Source organism: Mycobacterium gastri (genome assembly GCF_002102175.1).
Classification (GTDB): domain Bacteria; phylum Actinomycetota; class Actinomycetes; order Mycobacteriales; family Mycobacteriaceae; genus Mycobacterium; species Mycobacterium gastri.
Genome location: NZ_LQOX01000006.1, coordinates 1 through 19,311, shown reverse-complemented (window position 1 = coordinate 19,311; position 19,311 = coordinate 1). Strand labels below are relative to the sequence as shown.

Annotated in this window: 13 protein-coding genes, 1 tRNA gene and 1 pseudogene; 9 read left to right on the top strand and 6 right to left on the bottom strand. The window is 66.9% G+C overall.

The features are described from left to right. The first annotated feature begins 219 nt into the window (after positions 1–219). Both AWC07_RS00975 and AWC07_RS00970 read left to right on the top strand, forming a co-directional pair. A complete protein-coding gene (locus AWC07_RS00975) occupies positions 220–4,413 on the top strand; it encodes a bifunctional nitrate reductase/sulfite reductase flavoprotein subunit alpha (protein WP_085104913.1) in 4,194 nt (1,397 codons plus the stop codon). 97 nt (positions 4,414–4,510) lie between these two features. Next, on the top strand, positions 4,511–6,157 hold the full coding sequence (locus tag AWC07_RS00970; protein WP_085104917.1) for an NAD-dependent malic enzyme: 1,647 nt from the start codon (positions 4,511–4,513) through the stop codon (positions 6,155–6,157). Positions 6,158–6,176: 19 nt separating this feature from the next. Here the strand turns inward: AWC07_RS00970 and AWC07_RS00965 are convergent, their stop codons facing one another. Both AWC07_RS00965 and AWC07_RS00960 read right to left on the bottom strand, forming a co-directional pair. After that, positions 6,177–7,937 carry a family 2A encapsulin nanocompartment cargo protein cysteine desulfurase gene (locus AWC07_RS00965; protein ID WP_036410704.1) on the bottom strand — a complete coding sequence of 587 codons (1,761 nt, stop codon included), beginning with the start codon at positions 7,935–7,937 and terminating at the stop codon, positions 6,177–6,179. Continuing rightward, on the bottom strand, positions 7,924–8,847 hold the full coding sequence (locus AWC07_RS00960; RefSeq protein WP_023365582.1) for a family 2A encapsulin nanocompartment shell protein: 924 nt from the start codon (positions 8,845–8,847) through the stop codon (positions 7,924–7,926). Before AWC07_RS00960 ends, AWC07_RS00965 begins: the two co-directional genes overlap by 14 nt. 361 nt (positions 8,848–9,208) lie before the next feature. Here AWC07_RS00960 and AWC07_RS00955 point away from each other — a divergent pair, with 361 nt between their 5' ends. The 5 genes from AWC07_RS00955 to AWC07_RS00935 are packed head-to-tail and all read left to right on the top strand — an operon-like array spanning position 9,209 to position 13,080. After that, entirely contained in the window at positions 9,209–10,498 is a 1,290-nt protein-coding gene (locus AWC07_RS00955; protein ID WP_036410703.1) for a TQXA domain-containing protein, read from the top strand. Then, positions 10,495–11,427 carry a cysteine synthase A gene (gene cysK, locus AWC07_RS00950; RefSeq protein ID WP_036419828.1) on the top strand — a complete coding sequence of 311 codons (933 nt, stop codon included), beginning with the start codon at positions 10,495–10,497 and terminating at the stop codon, positions 11,425–11,427. Before AWC07_RS00955 ends, cysK begins: the two co-directional genes overlap by 4 nt. Before the next feature lie 2 nt (positions 11,428–11,429). Beyond that, on the top strand, positions 11,430–12,116 hold the full coding sequence (cysE, locus tag AWC07_RS00945) for a serine O-acetyltransferase (RefSeq protein ID WP_036419830.1): 687 nt from the start codon (positions 11,430–11,432) through the stop codon (positions 12,114–12,116). Between the two features lie 51 nt (positions 12,117–12,167). After that, the gene (locus AWC07_RS00940; protein WP_036419832.1) at positions 12,168–12,587 is read left to right on the top strand and encodes a thioredoxin family protein; all 420 of its coding nucleotides are present in this window, start codon (positions 12,168–12,170) and stop codon (positions 12,585–12,587) included. A gap of 25 nt (positions 12,588–12,612) precedes the next feature. Then, entirely contained in the window at positions 12,613–13,080 is a 468-nt protein-coding gene (locus AWC07_RS00935) for a DUF4395 domain-containing protein (protein ID WP_036419835.1), read from the top strand. Positions 13,081–13,135: 55 nt separating this feature from the next. Here the strand turns inward: AWC07_RS00935 and AWC07_RS00930 are convergent. Continuing rightward, positions 13,136–13,211: transfer RNA gene (locus AWC07_RS00930), tRNA-Asn, on the bottom strand. 193 nt (positions 13,212–13,404) lie between these two features. On the opposite strand from AWC07_RS00930, the gene AWC07_RS00925 reads away from it, so the two are divergent. Beyond that, on the top strand, positions 13,405–13,671 hold the full coding sequence (locus AWC07_RS00925) for a hypothetical protein (protein WP_036419845.1): 267 nt from the start codon (positions 13,405–13,407) through the stop codon (positions 13,669–13,671). Positions 13,672–13,689: 18 nt separating this feature from the next. Here AWC07_RS00925 and dnaG read toward each other — a convergent pair whose 3' ends face one another. Together dnaG and AWC07_RS00915 are read right to left on the bottom strand one after the other, a co-directional pair. Next, positions 13,690–15,636, bottom strand: coding sequence for a DNA primase (dnaG, locus tag AWC07_RS00920; protein ID WP_036419837.1), 1,947 nt, complete (start codon positions 15,634–15,636; stop codon positions 13,690–13,692). A gap of 9 nt (positions 15,637–15,645) precedes the next feature. Next, on the bottom strand, positions 15,646–16,935 hold the full coding sequence (locus tag AWC07_RS00915; RefSeq protein ID WP_036419840.1) for a deoxyguanosinetriphosphate triphosphohydrolase: 1,290 nt from the start codon (positions 16,933–16,935) through the stop codon (positions 15,646–15,648). A 123-nt stretch (positions 16,936–17,058) separates the two neighbouring features. Here AWC07_RS00915 and AWC07_RS00910 point away from each other — a divergent pair, with 123 nt between their 5' ends. Next, the gene (locus AWC07_RS00910; RefSeq protein ID WP_085104912.1) at positions 17,059–19,068 is read left to right on the top strand and encodes a TPM domain-containing protein; all 2,010 of its coding nucleotides are present in this window, start codon (positions 17,059–17,061) and stop codon (positions 19,066–19,068) included. Positions 19,069–19,218: 150 nt separating this feature from the next. Here the strand turns inward: AWC07_RS00910 and esxL are convergent. Further along, positions 19,219–19,311 (bottom strand): annotated as a pseudogene (gene esxL, locus AWC07_RS00905) (type VII secretion system ESX-5 protein EsxL); the annotation flags it as partial.

Sequence of the window (19,311 nt, the reverse complement as noted above, 5' to 3'; positions counted from 1 at the left end):
GTCAGCGCGACGGCCCGACAAGCGTGTTCGCCGATTCCCAGCACCGCACTGGCACGGCTAACCCACGGCTAACCCGGTGCGACGAAACCGTAAGACGGCCGAAACGTCGGACATCCCGTACCGAAACATCCTTGTCGCAGGATTTGGCGAATACCCCGTTGCGCAGCGGTGCGTTAAGCAGCGGTTGCAGAAAGGACGTAAGGCGTGGCCAGGGAACTCATGGCGCCCGGTAAGGACGCCGTGGAGACTATGTGCGCTTATTGCGGCGTGGGCTGCGGCATTGTGCTGCAGGTCACAACGGACCCGGCAACCGGAAAGCGCCACATTGCCAAGTCAATTGGCCGCACCTCGCATCCGGCTAATTCTGGGCGGTTGTGCACCAAGGGCGCCACCACCGCCGACCTGCTCGCCGCACAGGGACGGCTGGAGTCGGCATACCTGCGCAATGACCGCGGGGAGCCCCTCGAAGCGGTCGGGACCGACGATGCGATCACCCACTGCGCCAAGCGGTTACGCGCCATCATCGACGAGCACGGCCCCGACGCCGTCGCGGTGTACGTGTCGGGACAGATGTCCATCGAGGCCCAGTACCTGGCCAACAAACTGACCAAGGGGTTCATCGGCACCAACCAGATCGAGGCGAATTCGCGGCTGTGCATGGCCGGTGCCAGTTCGGGTTACAAGCTGTCGTTGGGAGCAGACGGACCGCCCGGCTCGTATCAGGACTTCGACCACGCCGACGTGTTTCTCGTCATCGGCGCCAATATGGCTGACTGCCACCCGATCCTGTTCCTGCGAATGATGGAACGCGTCCAGGCCGGCGCCAAATTGATCGTCGTCGACCCGCGCCGCACCGCGACCGCGGACAAGGCGGACCTGTTCCTGCAGATCGCCCCCGGCACCGATCTGGCGCTGCTCAACGGCTTACTGCAGCTGATCGTCGAAAACGGCTATACAGAACCACATTTCATCGCTGAGTTCACCGAGGGCTGGGAGATGATGCCGAGTTTCCTCGAGCAGTTCACGCCCGAGGTGGTCAGCGAAATCACCGGCCTTCCTGTCGAAGACATCCGCACCGCGGCGCGCTGGATCGGCGAAGCCGCCAATTGGATGAGCTGCTGGACAATGGGACTCAACCAGAGCACCCACGGCACCTGGAACACCAACGCGCTGTGCAACCTGCACCTGGCCACCGGCGCGATCTGCAAGCCGGGCAATGGCCCCTTCTCCCTCACCGGGCAGCCCAATGCCATGGGCGGACGCGAAATGGGTTACCTGGGACCGGGTCTGCCAGGACAGCGCTCGGTGCTCTCAGCCGCCGACCGCGAATTCGTGGAGCAGCAGTGGGGTATTCCGCAGGGGTCGCTGCGCGCCGAGGTCAGCGCCGGTGTGGTGGACATGTTTTCCCGGATGGCCGCCGGCGACATCAAGGCATGCTGGATCATCTGCACCAATCCCGTTGCCACCGTGGCTAATCGGAAGACCGTGCTGGCCGGTCTGGAGAAGGCAGAACTGGTGATCAGCCAGGACGCGTTCGCCGAGACCGAGACCAACGAGTACGCAACCGTGTTGCTGCCCGCCGCCCTGTGGACCGAGTCCGAGGGGGTGATGGTCAATTCCGAGCGGACCATGACGTTGTTCCAGAAGGCCGTCGACCCGGTCGGACAGGCGCTGCCGGACTGGCAGATCATTGCCCGGATCGCTTGCGAGATGGGCTATTCGGAGTCGTTCAGCTACCAATCCGCCGCGGACGTGTTCGAAGAGATCAGGCGGTTCTCGAACCCGGCAACCGGGTACGACCTGCGGGGGATCAGCTACGACCGGTTGCGTGAGACACCGTTGCAGTGGCCCTGCCCACCCGATGGCAGCAGTGGGCGCAACCCGATCCGCTACCGCAACGACGGGGTCAGCCAGACACGGTTGGTGCGCGACGACGGCACGGTGCCGCGGTTGGCGTTCCCGACCGCCAGCGGACGGGCGGTGTTCTTCGCCCGCCCCCATCTGCTGCCCGACGAGATGCCCGACGGTGACTACCCGTTCCTGCTCAACACCGGACGCCTGCCGCACCAATGGCACACGCTGACCAAGACCGGCAAGGTCGCCAAACTCAACAAACTCAACCCGAGCCCGCTGGTCGAGATCCACCCCGATGACGCCGCGCAGCTGCACATCCGCGACGGTGACCACGTCGAGATAGCGTCTCGCCGCGGCCGCGCGGTGCTGCCCGCCCTGGTCACCGACCGGGTGCGGCCGGGCAGCTGTTTTGCCCCGTTCCACTGGAACGACGTCTTCGGCGAGTACCTCTCGATCAATGCGGTCACCAACGACGCCGTCGACCCGATATCGCGGCAACCGGAGTACAAGGTGTGTGCGGTCACCCTGACGAAGGTCGCCCAACCCGCGGCCCGGCCACATTCGGCAGACGAACCCACCGCCGGCGCGGCCGACCGACCGGAACCGACGTTGCTCGCCGGCACACCGCACCTCGGTGTGGCTGACGTCGACGCGCTCGCCGAGTTCCTCGGGTTGGCGAACGAGCCGATGCCGCAGTTCGATCCGTTCGCCCGCTGCTACCTTGCCGGTTTGCTGGCGGGGCTGCGTACCGAAACCGGTCGGCGGATGGCCGGGGTGCCCACCGTGCCGGTGAGCGCTCCCTTCGATACCCCCACCCGGCTATGGTTGGACGGCTTGCTCGCGGGCATGTTCGCGCGCGCCGAGACGCCGCAACCGGTGCCGGTCACCCGACCTCGCGGTGCCGACACCCGCCCCGAAGAGGCCGCCGAGGCAACCGCGCCGATCGTGGTGTTGTGGGCGTCGCAGACCGGGACGGCGGAAGAACTCGCCGCTGACGTCGCCGCGCAACTACGCGCGGCCCAGCTGCCGGTCGCGTTGCACGGCATGGACGAGTTCCCGGTGTCGCAGCTGCCGACGGCTCGGCGGCTGCTGCTGATCACCAGCACCACCGGGGACGGCGATCCGCCGGACAACGGCGCAGCTTTCTGGCGCGCGCTGGCGGCTGAAACCGCGCCGCGGCTGACCGGTATCGGCTACGCCGTCCTAGCGCTGGGCGACTCCAACTATGCCAATTTCTGCGGTCACGGGCGGGCACTGGACCAGCGATTTGCCGAGTTGGGTGCCACGCGCATCGTCGACCGCGTCGACTGCGAACCCGACTACGAGGATCCCGCCGCCGGCTGGCTGAGCCGGGTTCTGCACGAGCTGCGCGGTACGGCACCGACCACTGTCACGTCACCGCACGCGTCACCAACCGCTAAGCCCACGGCCTGCACCAAGAAGAACCCACTGGTCACCAGCGTGGTCCGCAATATCACGCTCAGTAAGCCGCGTTCGGCAAAAGACGTGCGGCAACTGGTGTTTCGCGTGCCCCAGCAAACGGTGAGCCACGAGGCCGGCGACGCACTGGGGGTGTGGCCACACAACGGCGCCCGGCTGGTCGACGAATGGCTGACAGTGACCGGATTGGACGGTCACACAGAAGTCGAGGTCGCCAACCACGGTTCGATGCCGCTGCGTGCCGCATTGACCGATCGGCTCGAGATCGCCCACATCAGCCCCGCCCTGCTGCACTTCGTCCAGCAGCGCACCGCAGCCCGCGACGTCGCCGACCAGCTCGCCAACCTGATGCGCCCGGAAAACAAAGCCGCGCTTGCCGATTGGTCCTGGGGACGCCAGTTGGTCGACCTGCTGGCTCAGGCGCCGGTCACCGCGACCGCCGACGAGTGGCTGACCGTACTCAAACCTCTACAGCCGCGGCTCTATTCGATCTCGTCCAGCCCCAAACAGCACCCGGGGGAAGTGCACCTGACCGTGTCGCCGGTGCGATACAACTTCCAGGGCGTGCCCCGGCGCGGGGTGTGCTCGACCTATCTGGCCAACCGCTCCCCCAGCGACGAGATCGCGGTCTATGTACAGAAATCCAGCAGCTTCCGGCCCCCCAGCGATCCGCACACACCCATGATCATGATCGGTCCGGGAACCGGCATCGCGCCCTTCCGGGCTTTCCTGCAGGAGCGACGCGCGCTCGGCCACACCGGGCCGAACTGGTTGTTCTTCGGAGAACGCCACGCCGCCACCGACTTCTACTACCGCGAGGAGATCCAGGCGATGCACGCCGACGGCTTCCTCACCGAACTCGATCTGGCATTCTCGCGCGATCAGCACGAGAAGGTCTATGTGCAGCACCTGATGCGCCGGCGCGGAGCGCAGCTGTGGCGATGGCTGCAAGACGGAGCGCAACTGTACGTGTGCGGTAACGCCGACCCGATGGCCAAGGACGTCGACCGCACGCTTCGCGACATCGCCGCCGAACACGGACACCTCGATACCGAAGCGGCCACCGCCTACCTGCGGTCGCTGAGCGCGGCCAAGCGCTACCACCGCGACGTCTACTGACCCGATCCCGTTCTTCTTCGGGCTCTTCAACGCGCGATCACGTCCCCGGCGTTACCGTGACTTGACTTGACGCGTCAGGTCAGGGACGGAGATGGTGATGAGCGATGCCCGGGTGCCGCGGTTTCCGGCAGCACTGTCCACCCCGAGTCTCAATCGCGGGGTCGGCTTCACCCACGAGCAACGCCGGCAGCTCGGCCTTGTCGGTCGGCTTCCGGCCGCGGTGCTCACCCTGGACCAGCAGGCCGACCGGGTGTGGCATCAATTGCAGAGCCTGGCCACCGATCTGGGCCGTAACCTGCTGCTGGAGCAGCTGCATTACCGCCACGAACTGCTCTACTACAAGGTGCTGATCGACCATCTGCCCGAACTGATGCCGGTGGTGTACACGCCCACGGTCGGCGAAGCGATCCAACGGTTCTCCGATGAATACCGTGGGCAACGCGGTCTGTTCCTGAGCATCGACGAACCCGACGACATCGCGGTGGCCTTCGAAACCCTGGGGCTCGGACCCGACGATGTCGACCTGATCGTGTGCACCGACGCCGAAGCCATCCTGGGCATCGGCGACTGGGGTGTCGGCGGCATCCAGATCGCGGTGGGCAAACTGGCGCTCTACACCGCCGGTGGCGGCATCGATCCCTGCCGCTGCCTGGCGGTGTCGCTCGACGTCGGCACCGATAACGAGCAGCTGCTGCAGGACCCGTTCTATCTGGGCAATCGGCACGCCCGGCGCAGCGGCGCCGAGTACGACGAGTTCGTCAAGCGCTACATCGAGACCGCCCACCGGATGTTTCCGCGGGCGATGCTGCACTTCGAGGACTTCGGGCCGGCCAACGCACGGATGATTCTGCAGACCTACGGTGCGCAGTACTGCGTGTTCAACGACGACGTGCAAGGCACCGGCGCAGTGGTGGTGGCCGCCATCGACGGTGGATCGCATGTCACCGGCGTCCCGGTCCGCGACCAGAAGGTGATCGTCTTCGGGGCCGGCACCGCGGGCATGGGTGTCGCCGACCAGATCCGGGACGCCATGGTGGCCGACGGCGCCACCGTCGAGCAGGCGACGTCGCAGATCTGGGCCATCGACAAGCAGGGTCTGCTGTTCGACGACATGGAGGGTCTGCGGGAATTCCAGGTGCCGTATGCGAAAAACCGTAACCGGCTGGGCGTCCAGCCCGCGGCACGGATCGGACTGGTCGACGCGATCAAGCTGGCCTCGCCGACCGTGTTGCTCGGTTCCTCGACGGTCTCCGGCGCGTTCACCCAAGAGGTCGTCGAAGCGATGACGGCATCCTGCGAACGCCCGATGATCTTCCCGCTGTCCAATCCGACCTCGCGGATGGAAGCCATGCCGGCCGACGTTCTGACGTGGTCGAACGGAAAGGCTCTGGTTGCCACCGGTACCCCGGTCGCGCCCGTCGAGCACCACCAGACCACCTACACCATCGGCCAGGCCAATAACGTGCTGGTGTTTCCGGGCATCGGTCTGGGCGTCGTCGTGGCCGGAGCCCGGCTGCTGACCCAGGGTATGCTGCGCGCGGCGGCCAAAGCCCTTGCGCGCCGGGCTAATCCGGCCAAGACCGGGGATTCGCTGCTGCCCGACGTTCAGGACCTCCGCGGGATTTCGGCGACGGTCGCCGAGGCCGTCTATCACGCCGCAGTCGACGACGGCGTAGCCACCAAAACCCATGCTGACGTCAAGCAAGCCGTCCTCGACACCATGTGGCTGCCGGTCTACGACTGAATACGGGGCATAATCCCGCTCAGCCGGCGTTTGTGCCGCCCTCGGCGATCCGGCGTACCGCGCTGATGAACACGTCGATCTCGTCGAAGGTGTTGTAGAAAGCGAACGACGGGCGAACCGTGGCCTCCAAGCCGTAGCGACGCAGAATCGGCTGGGCGCAGTGATGTCCGGCACGCACCGCGATGCCCTCGGCGTTGAGTGCCTTGCCGACCTCGAGCGGCTCGTGTCCGGCCAGCACGAACGACAGCACGCTGGCTTTCTCGGTCGCGGTGCCCACCAGACGAACACCAGGGACATCGGCCAGCCGCGGGGTCGCGTACCGCAGCAACCCGTGCTCGTAGGCGGCGATGCGCTCGATCCCCACCCGCTCGACGTAACGCAACGCCTCCCCGAGACCCACCGCATCGGCGATGTTTCCGGTGCCGGCTTCGAACTTGCTCGGCGGCCCCTGATACAGCGAGCGCTCCATGGTGACGTCGGTAATCATGTTGCCGCCCCCCTGCCACGGCGGTGTCTCGGCGAGAGCGTCCTCGCACCCGTAGAGCACACCGATTCCGGTGGGGCCGTAGATCTTATGCCCGGAGAACGCGAAGAAATCGGCGCCGAGCTCGGCGACGTCGATCGGCAGGTGCGGAATCGACTGGGCGCCGTCGATCAGCACCCGGGCGCCGTATCGGTGTCCGAGCTCGACGATCTGGTGTACCGGTGTCACGGTACCCAGAGCATTCGAGACATGCGTCGCCGCAACGAGTTTGGTCTTCGGACCCAGCAGGGCCTCGAACTCCGCCAGCAGCAGATTGCCGGCTTCGTCAACCGGTGCCACCTTCAGCACGGCACCGGTCTGCTGCGAAATAAGTTGCCACGGAACGATGTTGGCGTGGTGCTCCAAGTGGGTGATGACGATCTCGTCGCCCGGGCGCAGATGTTTTCCGCCCCATGCGTAGGCCACCAGATTGATGGCCTCGGTGGTGCCGCGGACAAAGATGATCTCTTCGTCACAGGCGGCGCCGATGAATCGGCGGACGGTGTCGCGGGCCTCTTCGTAGGCATCGGTGGCCCGGGCCGCCAGCTCATGCGCGGCGCGGTGGATGTTGGAGTTTTCGTGGGCGTAGAAGTGCGCGAGCCGGTCGATGACCACTTGCGGCTTTTGAGTGGTGGCCGCGTTGTCGAACCAGATCAACGGCTTGCCGTTGACCGTCTCCCGAAGGATCGGAAAGTCGGCGCGCACGGCCTCGACGTCGAAGACATCGATCGCCCGGTGATCGTCGGCCGGCTTCGGCGCCGGGTGGGCCCCGGTGAGCAACGGGGTGGGCAATGGGGTGAGGAAGGAGTAGTTGCGCTCGTCGCCGAGCGGCGTATCGCGGCGGACCGGCACCGTGTCGGACCAACCGAGGTCGCCAACCGACGGCGCCGCACCCGGCCAGTCGGGCCGCAGAACCGGCATCGAGCCGCGGGGAGCGACCGGAACGTGGGGCGCCACCCCCGCCAGCACCCCCGGCGCCGTCGGCGCCGTCGGCGCCGGAATGTAGATGTCTGCTACGCCGACCGACGGAACCGCGGCCGGCACCGCATCGGACGCGCCGGCGGCCGCCCGCCCGGTCGACGCCGCGGCCGTCGTGTCGGGCACGTTGCCGCGCGGGGCCACCGGAGCCGTCTGCGGCGGGCTGTCGAAGCCCGGCCGAATGCCGGCGGCGTAGAGCTGACCGGCCAATGCGGCCAGCTCCGCGGCGCTGATCGGCGGGTCGCCCGCGGCGTCTGGCGGGTATTCACTTGTACTCATGGAACTGGTCCACCGCCACGTCGTCGAGCACGGCAAGCGCATCGTCGGTGAGCACCGCCAAGGACGTGTAGAGAGTCACCAGATAGGTCGCGATCGCCGATTGGTTGATGCCGGTGAACCGCACCGACAGCCCCGGCGCCTGCTCCCCCACCAGCCCGGGCTGGAACAGGCCCACCACGCCCTGGCGTTCTTCGCCGGTGCGCACCAGGATGAACTTGGTCTTGCCGTCGACAACCGGCACCTTGTCCGACGGAATCAACGGGATGCCGCGCCAGGTGATGAATTGCGCGCCGAACAGGCTCACCACTGGCGGCGGCACGCCACGGTAGGTGGCCTCACGGCCGAACGCCGCGATGCCCTGCGGATGAGTCAGGAAAAAGCTGGGCGTCTTCCAGACCTTGGTGATCAGCGCGTCCAGATCGTCGGGCGTGGGCGCTCCGGCCAGCGTCCGGATGGTCTGCCCGGGTGTCGCCTGGGCGAGCAGGCCGTACTCGGGGCTGTTGACCAGTTCGAACTCCTGGCGCTCCTTGATGGTTTCGATGGTCAGCCGCAACTGCTGCGCGATCTGGTCGTGGGGGCTGGAGTAAAGGTCGGACACCCGGGTGTGGATATCCAGCAGGGTGGAGATCGTTCGCAGCGTGTACTCCCGCGGGCTGGTCTCGTAGTCGACGTAAGTCTCCGGCAGCGGCCCGTCCGTGCCGGCGCCCGCTTCGGCCTTGATCGCCACCCGCTCCGGGTTGATCACCCGGTTCACCCGATAGATACCCGCTTCCACCGGCACCCAGCTGAGCAGATGCAGCAACCAGCGGGGTGTGATCGTCGAAAGTTGCGGGACGGTCTTGGTGGCGTTGGCGAGCTGCCTGGCAGCAAGATCACCCAGTGCCTGAGACTCGTTTTGCGGCGAACTCATCGCTGTCCTTCCATGCCTTTCGTGCGTGATCGATCCCTGCGCAAGGCGCCGGGCCAGGAGGTCGGGCGCAGTCATCGTCGGCCGCGCCCCCGACGTGCGCTGAGCGTATTCGACGCCGTTGCCCGCGCAAAGCGTTACACCTTCGCTGAGCCGAACAGCTGATATGCGGCATGCCTTATAATGGATGCCATGCAACAGGCCGTACCGCTGCGCTTTGTCCGTACGCGCTGCATCGCCGCGGACTGTTGTTGTTGCTGTTGATTCCTGACGTCTTCTGACCGTTCAGCAATCGTCGCGCTGCGGCGCTTCACGCCATGATGACGCGCGCGACCCAAAGTCCTCAGGAAGAGCAACCGCCCCTATGACTGTCTTGTCCATCCCGCACCGCGCGCCGGCCCCGGTGGCGACCCGTCGGCGCATCCGGGTGCGACCGCCCACCGAGTTGACCCGGATGACCCGCTACCGAGGCGGGACGTACTCACATACCGTCGACCGGATCGTGTTCGCCGACGGCACCACCGCCCGCACCGACCTGATCAGGCTGCACCCGAACGTGCAGGCCTACTCGCTGGATTTCACCGGCGTCGCACCGCACCACCCGTCGCCCTACCGCCTGGGCACCTGGTCCGCACTGCCACATCTGCGCACCCGCGACTGCGAAGCCGAGGTGGACTGGATACTGCGCAACTCCTTCCCGATGTGCCCGATCGCCGAGCTGAGCCGACGGCTGCGCGCCGCCGGGTACCCGCTGGGGCCGGCCAACATCAGCGAACACGAAGCCATCGCCGCAACGCAGGCGGCGATCTGGTACTTCACCAACGGCATGGCGCTGGACACCCGCCCGCTCAATGCCCCCATCGCGGTGTGCCGCGGACCGGGGCCGGTGCTCACCTTCGAATTCGACGGGCGCCCACAGCTGGGCGGCTATTCACTATGGGCGGCGTCCGACACCCCGGTGGCAGTGAAGCTGCAGAAGTCGACGGATGGCCTTGTCTGGCAAGACATCTCCGGATCCCAACTGACCACCGACGCCGGCCGAGGACGCTATCAGCGCACCCTCGGCGTCGGCAGCACCTTATCGACAAGCAGCCACGGGTACGGAGCGCACGGCTACCGCTGCTACCGGCTGGTCGCCACTTCCGACACCACGCCGGTGATCGACCACGTCGACTTCTGGCTGACCGGTTCCAGCCACTATCGCAACGCCGACCGAGTCGTGCACCTCTACAACTACCTGCTCGCGGGGGCGTACGCGGCCTTGCGAGAGAATGGCGAACCGCACCTCCTCGACACCGCCGCCGCTGTCGACTCGGAACTCGTGGGGCCGTTCCGGGTCCGAATTCCCTTGACGTTCAGCGTGCCTGACGGCCACGAACTGGTCGACGCCGACGGGCGTGCCGTCACCGCAACCGTTCAACCCGGTGCGGACTTCTATCTGCGCCGAGCACCCGGCGCCACGGCGACGACACTGACTGCCACCACTACCCACAACCACCTGGGTGGAAAGGTGCTGACCGGAGTGGCATTGGAGAGTGCAACTCAGCGGCTCACGCCGGTTGCGCTGACGACACCCGTGCACGTGACAATCGAGTTCGACATCGACTGGCAGGCCGCCGAGGCCCGCGCCGACATCGCTGGAGATCGCCAATGACCATCGCCGAGAACATCACTCAACTGATCGGGGGCACGCCGCTGGTCCGGCTGCGACGGGTCACCGACGGCGCAGTGGCCGACGTGGTGGCCAAGCTGGAATCCTTCAATCCGGCGGGAAGTGTCAAGGACCGCATCGGGGTAGCCATGATCGACGCCGCCGAGAAAGCGGGCTTGATCAAGCCGGACACCATCATCCTGGAGCCGACCAGCGGGAACACCGGCATCGCGCTGGCTATGGTGGCCGCGGCGCGCGGCTACAAATGCGTGCTCACCATGCCCGACACCATGAGCATCGAGCGACGGATGCTGCTGCGCGCTTTCGGCGCCGAGCTGGTGCTCACGCCCGGCGCCGACGGGATGGCGGGCGCCATCGCCAAGGCCGAAGAACTGGCCAAAACCGACGAGCGGTACTTCATCCCGCAGCAATTCGAAAATCCGGCGAATCCCGCGGTCCATGCCGTGACGACCGCAGAGGAGGTGTGGAAGGACACCGATGGCAAGGTTGACATCTTCGTGTCGGGCATCGGCACCGGCGGCACCATCACCGGTGTCGCGCAGGTCATCAAGGAACGCAGGCCGTCGGCGCAGTTCGTCGCCGTCGAACCGGCCGCGTCGCCGGTGCTGTCCGGGGGTCAGAAGGGACCACACCCCATCCAGGGCATCGGCGCCGGGTTCGTTCCGCCGGTGCTCGACATGGGCTTGGTCGACGAGGTCATCACCGTGGCCAACGACGACGCGTTCAACCTGGCGCGGCGGCTGGCCAAGGAGGAAGGTCTGCTCGTCGGCATATCCTCGGGCGCGGCCGCGTGGGCCGCGGTGGAAGTGGCCCGTCGGCCGGAGAACGCCGGCAAACTCGTCGTCGTCGTACTCCCCGACTTTGGCGAGCGCTATCTGAGCACGCCGTTGTTCGCGGACCTGAGTGATTAGCCATGCTGGCAGAGATACGGCGCGACATCCGGGTGGCCAGGCAGCGCGACCCGGCCCGGCCGACCGTATTGGAGGTCGTTTTCTGCTACCCGGGTGTCCACGCGGTGTGGGGCCACCGGATAAGCCACTGGCTATGGCTGCACGGTGCGCGGTTGGCCGCCCGGGCGTTGGCCGAACTCACCCGCATCCTGACCGGTGTCGATGTCCATCCCGGCGCCGTCCTCGGCTCGGGCCTGTTCATCGATCACGCGACCGGCGTGGTCATCGGTGAAACCGCCGAAGTGGGTGACGACGTCACGCTCTACCACGGCGTCACGCTCGGCGGCACCGGAACGGATATCGGTAAGCGCCACCCCACTGTCGGTGACCGGGTGATCATCGGAGCCGGCGCTAAGATCCTCGGCCCGATCAAGATCGGCGACGGCAGTCGGATCGGCGCGAACTCCGTTGTGGTCAAAGAGGTTCCGTCCGCCGCGGTGGTGGTCGGCGTCCCCGGGCAGGTCATCAACCGCAACGGTTCGTCCAGACCCGACGACTCGGTGTTGCCCGATTTGGTGGGGGTCAGTCTCCAGTCGCTGCTCACCCGGGTGGCCAGGCTGGAGGCGAAAGTCGACCACCACCCCCCGGCCGGACGGGTGATCCGGCCGCCCGAAGCCGGTGTGTGGCATGGCGAGGACTTCTCCATCTGATCGATCTGAGGAAGACCCGACTATGACGACGACGGGAAGCGTGGCGAGCCGATGAGCTCGATCGCAATGGCCTCGGCTGCGCTCATCGCAGCGTTGACAGCTGCGACGGCGATCGGGTGGATGGTCAATCGACGGTCCGGCGTGCTGCGGAAAACCGACGCCGCAGTTCATCAGGACACCTCCGATCTCGGCTTGTCCGCCACGGGCCCCACTGTCGTGCACTTCAGTGCAGCGTGGTGCGGTCCGTGCGCAGCGGTGCGCCGCGTGGTCGACGAGGTGTGCGCCGGCTTGCCCGATGTGGCACATGTCGAGATCGATATCGACGCCAATCCGGTGGCCGCACAACGAATCGCCGTGCTTTCGCTACCCACCACCCTCATCTTCGACGCGGACGGGCGGCAGCGATACCGCACCGCGGGTGTGCCGAAGGTGGCTGACCTGCGAGCAGCGTTACAGCCCCTGCTCAACTGAAATCATTCGCAAAGGAGCGGTCCTGATGTCGAACCATCCCGGACAAGTGGACGTCCGCGGTCCGCGATTTGCCGCGTGGATCACCACGACGGTCCTCATCGTGGCCTTGATCGTCTCGGTGTTCAGCACCACGGCGGCGGCGGTGATACTGGTTGCCCAGGCCGTCGTCTTCGCCATCAGTGCGCTGCGCGGCCCGCGCAATAGCCCCTACGGCCTGCTGTTCGCCACGCTTGTGGCGCCCCGGCTGGGACCGGTGACCGAACGCGAACCGGTGCCACCGTTGAAGTTCGCCCAATTGGTCGGGCTTGTCTTCACGGTCATCGGCGTAGTCGGCTTCGCCGTGGCGGTCCCGGTGCTAGGCGTGGTCGCGACCTCGTTCGCGCTATTCGCCTGTTTCCTGAATGCCGCCTTCGGCATCTGCCTGGGTTGTCAGCTTTACCCGTTCGTCGCCCGGCTCCGTCGAGCGCCGGCGGACCAAGCGCCACATCCCTAACCGACACCGAGACGGCTGTGAATAGTCCGGCTACGGGTCAAGGCCGGCGCAGACCTGGCTCCCCCGGAAGGACTCGAACCTTCAACCCTTCGGTTAACAGCCGAATGCTCTGCCAGTTGAGCTACAGGGGACCGGCACGTCCGCGCCAATGCTGTCGCGGATCGCGGGACGACTCTAGCGTACTGGCATATCCGCGCCAACTAGCGGGATCAGCCAGACTGCCGAGCCCCGTCGGTGGCCCCCCGCCTCGCGGCGTCGGCGCGCCCGTACTCCGGCGGATGAGGCAGGATGGAACGAACCGCGCTGATAGTCGGAGGGACCGCTTTGATCGGGTATGTCGCCGTGCTGGGGATTGGGTACGTGTTGGGGGCGAAGGCCGGCCGTCGCCGCTATGAGCAGATCGCCGGCACCTACCGCGCGCTGACCGGGAGTCCGGTGGCCAGGTCGATGATCGAGGGGGGCCGCCGCAAGATCGCCGATCGAATCTCCCCCGACTCGGGCTTTGTGACGGTGACCGAGATCGACGAGCAGACAGCCATAGTTGAGCGGGCCGAGCGGGCCGAAAGAGTTGTCGAGCGCCAGGCGAAATAGCGCCCTGCCGCGTCACCCTCACGCGGTCAGGTCGTTGCCGCTGGCCTGCTCCAGCAGGCTGCGCCGGTAGGCTTCCATGGCCACCAGATCGCCGAACAGCGCGTGATATTCGTCGCCCTGTTCGATCGGCGACATACGCTGCAGCTTGGATTTGACTTCGGCGATCTGCCGGCCCATCCACACCTCCTGTAGGCGGGCCAGCACTCCGCCGATATAGCGCGGCAGCTTGTCGTCGTCGACCGCAATCGCCTCCACCGCCAATTCGTTGATCAGGCCGGTGGTCAACGGCGACGTGGTCTGCCGGGCCACCATGTCCATCCACTGCGCCCCGGTGACGCCGGCCGATGTCCCTCCCGCCGCCTCGATGGCCGCCCGCACGGCCGCGTAGCCGGGGTGGGTGAAGCTCTCGACGGTCAACGTGTCGAAAACCGGTCCGGCCAGCGCCGGGTACTGCAAAGCCGATTTGAGCGCCTCACGCTGCGGCCATAGCGTCGGCTCCCGGGGGTCGGGACGAGCGGCGGCGGGCTCGGCCGAAGGCGCATCAGCGGGCTGCTGGCCAGGCCGCCGGGTCGCCTTCGATCCGGGCGCTCCGAGACCACCCCTACCCGGCGTTTTTACGGTTCTGGCCTGACTGCGCACCCGGTCGACGACCTGGGCGACGTCATCCCAACCGACCCAGCCGGCCAACTGCCGGGCATACTCGTCGCGCAGCATCGGGTCTTTGATCTGGCCCACCATCGGCACACACCGACGCAACGCAGCCACCCTACCCTCGGCGCTGTTCAGGTCCGTCTCGGCGAGCGCGGATCGAATTGCGAACTCGAACAACGGGGTTCGCCGTGCCACCAAGTCCCGCAAGGCCGCGTCCCCCGATGCCAGCCGCAGGTCGCAAGGATCCATGCCGTCCGGGGCTACCGCCACGAAGGACTGACCCGCCAGGTTCTGTTCGCCGTCGAGGGCCTTCAGTGCGGCGGCGCGGCCGGCGGCATCGCCGTCGAAAACATAGATCAGCTCGCCGCGGAAGAAGCTGTCGTCCATCATCAGCCTGCGCAGCATGGCCAGGTGCTCGTCGCCGAATGCGGTGCCGCAGGACGCGACCGCGGTGGTGACCCCGGCCAGATGCATGGCCATCACGTCGGTATAGCCCTCGACGACCACCGCCTGATGTCCTTTGGCTATGTCGCGTTTAGCCAGGTCGATGCCGAACATCACCGACGACTTCTTGTACAGCAGCGTCTCCGGGGTGTTGACGTACTTGGCTTCCATCGGGTCGTCGTCGAACAGGCGCCGAGCTCCGAACCCGATCACCTCGCCGGCCGACGACCGGATGGGCCACAGCAGCCGCCGATGAAACCGGTCCATGGGGCCGTGCCGCCCCTGCCGGGACAGTCCCGCGGCCTCCAGCTCCTTGAACTCAAAGCCCTTGCGCTGCAGATGTTTCGTCAGAGAGTCCCAGCCCGACGGCGCGAACCCGCAGCCGAAACGACGAGCCGCCTCGGCATCGAAGTTGCGCTGGGTCAGGTAGTCCCGGGCCGGCGCCGCCTCGTCGGACTCCAAGGCGGCCGCATAGAACTCGGCCGCGGCCGCGTTGGCCGCGATGAGCCTGCTGCGACTGCCCCGGTCGCGCTGCACGCTGGTGGCCGCTCCGGTGTAGCTGATGGTGTAACCGATCCGGTCGGCCAGCAGTTCGACCGCCTCGACGAAGCTGACGTGCTCGATCTTTTGGATGAACGCATAGACGTCGCCACCTTCACCGCAGCCGAAGCAGTGGAAGTGACCGTGGTTGGGCCGCACATGAAACGACGGCGACTTCTCGTTGTGAAACGGGCACAGACCGCGCAGCGAGTCCGCCCCGGCGCGCCGCAGCTGGACGTAGTCGCCGACCACGTCGTCGATGCGGGCGCCGTCACGGATGGCCGCAATGTCGCGGTCGGAGATCCTGGAGCGCCCTGCCGGACTCGACATTCGCTCATCTTAGGGCTCAGTGAAAAACCTTGTTCTTCTCGCCGAAGGGCCAGTGTCGATGCGTTCCAGCCGCCCCTCGGTGTAGGAGGCGATCTGATCGACGATGACCCGCATCCGGGCCGTATCGCCGGTCGCGGTGTGAAATGCCGCGGCAAACACCGGGTCGAGCGTTCGCGGCGCGCCAGCGTACAGCCACTGCGCCACCCGGTGGATGCGTTCCCGCTGGCGAGCCTGGGTTTCCAGATGCCGTGGGTCGGACATGATGAACTGCAGCGCCAGGATTTTCAGCACCGCCACCTCGGCCCGCACCAGGTCGGGCACCTGCAAGTCGGCCTGGTAACGCGTCAACGGCCCGGAACCGGCCACGGCACGGGTAGCGGCGATGGCCGCCGAAGCAAACCGCCCCACCAGTTCGCTGGTCAATCGCTTCAGCGCGACCGACGCCGCCAGGGTGGCGTCGTATTTGCCCACCGCGGCGACCACCGGCAACCCGGACAGCCGGCGGGCGGCCTCCACCAACTCATCGGCACTGACCCTGGTGAATTCGCGTTCCCCCAGCTTGGCCAGTGCGGCCGCGTCGTCGTGATCGGCGAGCACCCGTAAGTCGATGCGTTCGGAAACGACGCCGTCCTCGACATCGTGCACCGAATACGCGACATCGTCGGCCCAGTCCATCACCTGCGCTTCCAGGCATGGCCGATCAGCCGGGGCGCCGGTGCGCACCCAGGCCGCCGGTTCCCGGTCTTCCTCGTAGAAGCCGAACTTGCGTCGCCCGTCACCGCGCGTCCACGGGTATTTGGTGACCGCGTCCAATGCTGCGCGGGTCAGGTTCAGCCCCGCGCTGAGCCCTTGGCTATCAAGGACTTTCGGCTCAAGGCTGGTCAGGATGCGGAAGTTCTGGGCGTTGCCCTCGAAGCCGCCGCAGCAGGCCGCGACGTCATCGAGTGCGCGCTCACCGTTGTGCCCGTAGGGGGGGTGCCCGATGTCGTGGGCCAGACCGGCCAGCTCGACAAGGTCCGGGTCGCAACCCAATCCGATCGCCATGCCCCGACCGATCTGTGCCACTTCCAGCGAATGTGTCAGCCGGGTGCGCGGTGTGTCACCTTCCCGCGGTCCGACGACTTGCGTCTTGTCGGCGAGGCGGCGCAGCGCAGCGCTGTGCAACACCCGGGCGCGATCCCGGGCGAAGTCGGTGCGGTGCTGCCCTTCCGTGCCCGGCAGACCAGCCGACTTCGGCGCTTCGGCTACCCGCCGCCGACGGTCGAAGTCGCCATAGGGGTGTTGCTGATTCGTGGTCACCGACCGACAGTCTGCCAGGCAGGTCGCTGCCGGTGGTGTCGTTGCGGCCCCGTCCCGGCAAGGCGGACGCATCCGAGCCTCGCGTGCCTCAAGCCGGCGCGCTCGCGGGGCTAAATTAGCCGTATGCGCATCGCTCGCCTGCTCGGCGTGGTTCTGACGATCTTGACCATGGGCCTCGCCGGGGGCGTGCTGCTGGCGCCGCCCTCAGGGGCGCAACCGCCGTTTCGGCTGCCGGGCTACGTGACCGACAACTCCGGCGTGCTGAGCGGTTCTGACCGCTCCGAAGTCACATCGGCCGTCAACGAGCTCTACGCCGATCGCCACATCAGGCTGTGGGTGGTCTATGTCGACAACTTCTCCGGGCAGAGCGCGATGAATTGGGGACAGAGCACGTTCCGCAGCAGCGAGCTGGGGAGCTATGACGCCCTGCTGGCCGTCGCCACCGTCGACCGGTCCTATGTCTTCCTGGTGCCGTCCACCGTGCCAGATGTCAGCGCCGGCCAGGTCGAAGAGCTCCGCCGAAATCAGATCGAACCCGCACTGCGCAGCGGCGACTGGGCCGGTGCCGCTGTTGCGGCGGCCAACGGGCTCAACAAGTCACCGAGTTCGTCGGGCCGGGTGATATTGCTGGTGGCTCTGGGCCTCATTGGCGTCGCGGTGGTGATCCTGCTGGTGGTGATGCGTTACCGGGCCCGCCGGCGGCGCGCTGACGCGTTGGCTGCGGCACGACGCGTGGACCCCACCGATGAGCGGGCACTGGCCGCCGTGCCGCTGGACATCCTCGACGACTTGTCCCGGTCGATGGTGGTCGCTGTCGACAATGCGGTGCGCACCAGCTCCAACGAGCTCGCGCTCGCGATCGACGAGTTCGGCGAAGAGCGGACCGCACCGTTCACCCGTGCCGTGAACAACGCCAAAGCGGCTCTGGCCCAGGCGTTCAGCGTGCGCCAACAGCTCGACGACAGCGCTCCCGAGACACCGGCACAGCGGCGCGAGCTCCTGACCCGGGTCATCGTGTCGGCGGCATCGGCCGACCGCGAATTGGAGGCGCAGACGGAGGCCTTCGAGAAGCTGCGCGACTTGGTGATCAACGCCCCGTCCCGGCTGGATCTGCTGACCCAGCAGTACGTCGAACTCACCACCCGCATCGCCCCGACACAGCAGCGGCTGGCCGAATTGCACCACGAATTCGGCGAGATGGCGCTGACTTCCGTCGCCGCCAACGTCACCGCAGCCCAGGAACGACTGGCGTTCGCCGACCGCAACATCAGCATGGCGCGTGAGCTCGCCACACAAGCCGTGAGCGGCCGGCAGTCCGGATTGGTGGATGCCGTTCGCGCTGCCGAATCCGCGCTCGGACAAGCCCGTTCGCTACTCGACGCGGTGGACAGCGCAGCCGGCGACATCCGGCACGCGGTCGCCGAGCTGCCGTCGGTCCTGGCTGACGTTGCGGCGGGCATCGAGCAAGCCGACGAGCAACTGCAGAAGACACCGGGCAACACGTCGGCGCAAACCCGCGAACTCGTCGCTGCGCGGGATGCAGCCGCGCAAGCCCTGGAAGATACCCGCAACGCTGGCGGCGCCGGCGTCGTAGATCCGCTCGCCACTTTTGGCCGGCTGACCAAAGCCGGCACGGATCTCAATCGCCTCTTGACCGCCGTGGCCCAAGAGCAGGCCAACGTTGAGCGACTCAACCGTTCGTTCGAGCAGGCGTTGTTCACTGCGGAGTCGCGGGTGCGCGCGGTGTCGGACTATATCGACACTCGCCGCGGCAGTATCGGGCCCGAAGCACGGACCCGGCTGGCCGAGGCGAAGCGTCAGCTGCACGCGGCACGTGACTCACGTTCGACCAACGTCGCCGAAGCGATCGGTCACGCCAATGCGGCATCGACGCTGGCAGCCAACGCCCAGGCGCTGGCCAACGCCGACGTGCAGGCGGCTCAGCGCGCCTATACCCGGCAGGGCGGCGACAACGCGGGAGCGATCCTCGGCGGCATCATCATCGGCAACCTGCTCAGCGGAGGCCTGCGGGGTGGTTTTGGCGGCTGGAGCCCGACGTCGTTCGGTGGTTCTTCCAGCTCGTCCGGTGGCTCGTCCGGCGGCGGGTTCATGGGTGGCGGCGGGCGATTTTAGCGACCGGACCCGCACGTCACAGCGCAACAAAAAGTGCGCACGCCTACGCATAGGGCATCCCATGCGTAGGCGTGCGCAATCAACTCGCCGAGGCCAGCGCACCGGCTGCAATGAGCCGCCGGAAACGCAAACCTCTCAGGCCGGCAGAAGTCAGGCCCAGCTGGAACCGACGGCGCTGTCGGTCTGCGCCATGTTGCTGCCGGCGGCCTGGACCTTCTGGCCGTGGGCGTTGGCCTGCTCGTA

Excerpts from the sequence above, each read along its gene's own strand:
- AWC07_RS00975 (WP_085104913.1), top strand. The coding sequence starts at position 220 with ATGGCGCCCGGTAAGGACGCCGTGGAGACTATGTGCGCTTATTGCGGC.
- AWC07_RS00970 (WP_085104917.1), top strand. The coding sequence starts at position 4,511 with ATGAGCGATGCCCGGGTGCCGCGGTTTCCGGCAGCACTGTCCACCCCG.
- AWC07_RS00965 (WP_036410704.1), bottom strand. The coding sequence starts at position 7,937 with ATGAGTACAAGTGAATACCCGCCAGACGCCGCGGGCGACCCGCCGATC.
- AWC07_RS00960 (WP_023365582.1), bottom strand. The coding sequence starts at position 8,847 with ATGAGTTCGCCGCAAAACGAGTCTCAGGCACTGGGTGATCTTGCTGCC.
- AWC07_RS00955 (WP_036410703.1), top strand. The coding sequence starts at position 9,209 with ATGACTGTCTTGTCCATCCCGCACCGCGCGCCGGCCCCGGTGGCGACC.
- cysK (WP_036419828.1), top strand. The coding sequence starts at position 10,495 with ATGACCATCGCCGAGAACATCACTCAACTGATCGGGGGCACGCCGCTG.
- cysE (WP_036419830.1), top strand. The coding sequence starts at position 11,430 with ATGCTGGCAGAGATACGGCGCGACATCCGGGTGGCCAGGCAGCGCGAC.
- AWC07_RS00940 (WP_036419832.1), top strand. The coding sequence starts at position 12,168 with ATGAGCTCGATCGCAATGGCCTCGGCTGCGCTCATCGCAGCGTTGACA.
- AWC07_RS00935 (WP_036419835.1), top strand. The coding sequence starts at position 12,613 with ATGTCGAACCATCCCGGACAAGTGGACGTCCGCGGTCCGCGATTTGCC.
- dnaG (WP_036419837.1), bottom strand. The coding sequence starts at position 15,636 with ATGTCGAGTCCGGCAGGGCGCTCCAGGATCTCCGACCGCGACATTGCG.
- AWC07_RS00910 (WP_085104912.1), top strand. The coding sequence starts at position 17,059 with ATGCGCATCGCTCGCCTGCTCGGCGTGGTTCTGACGATCTTGACCATG.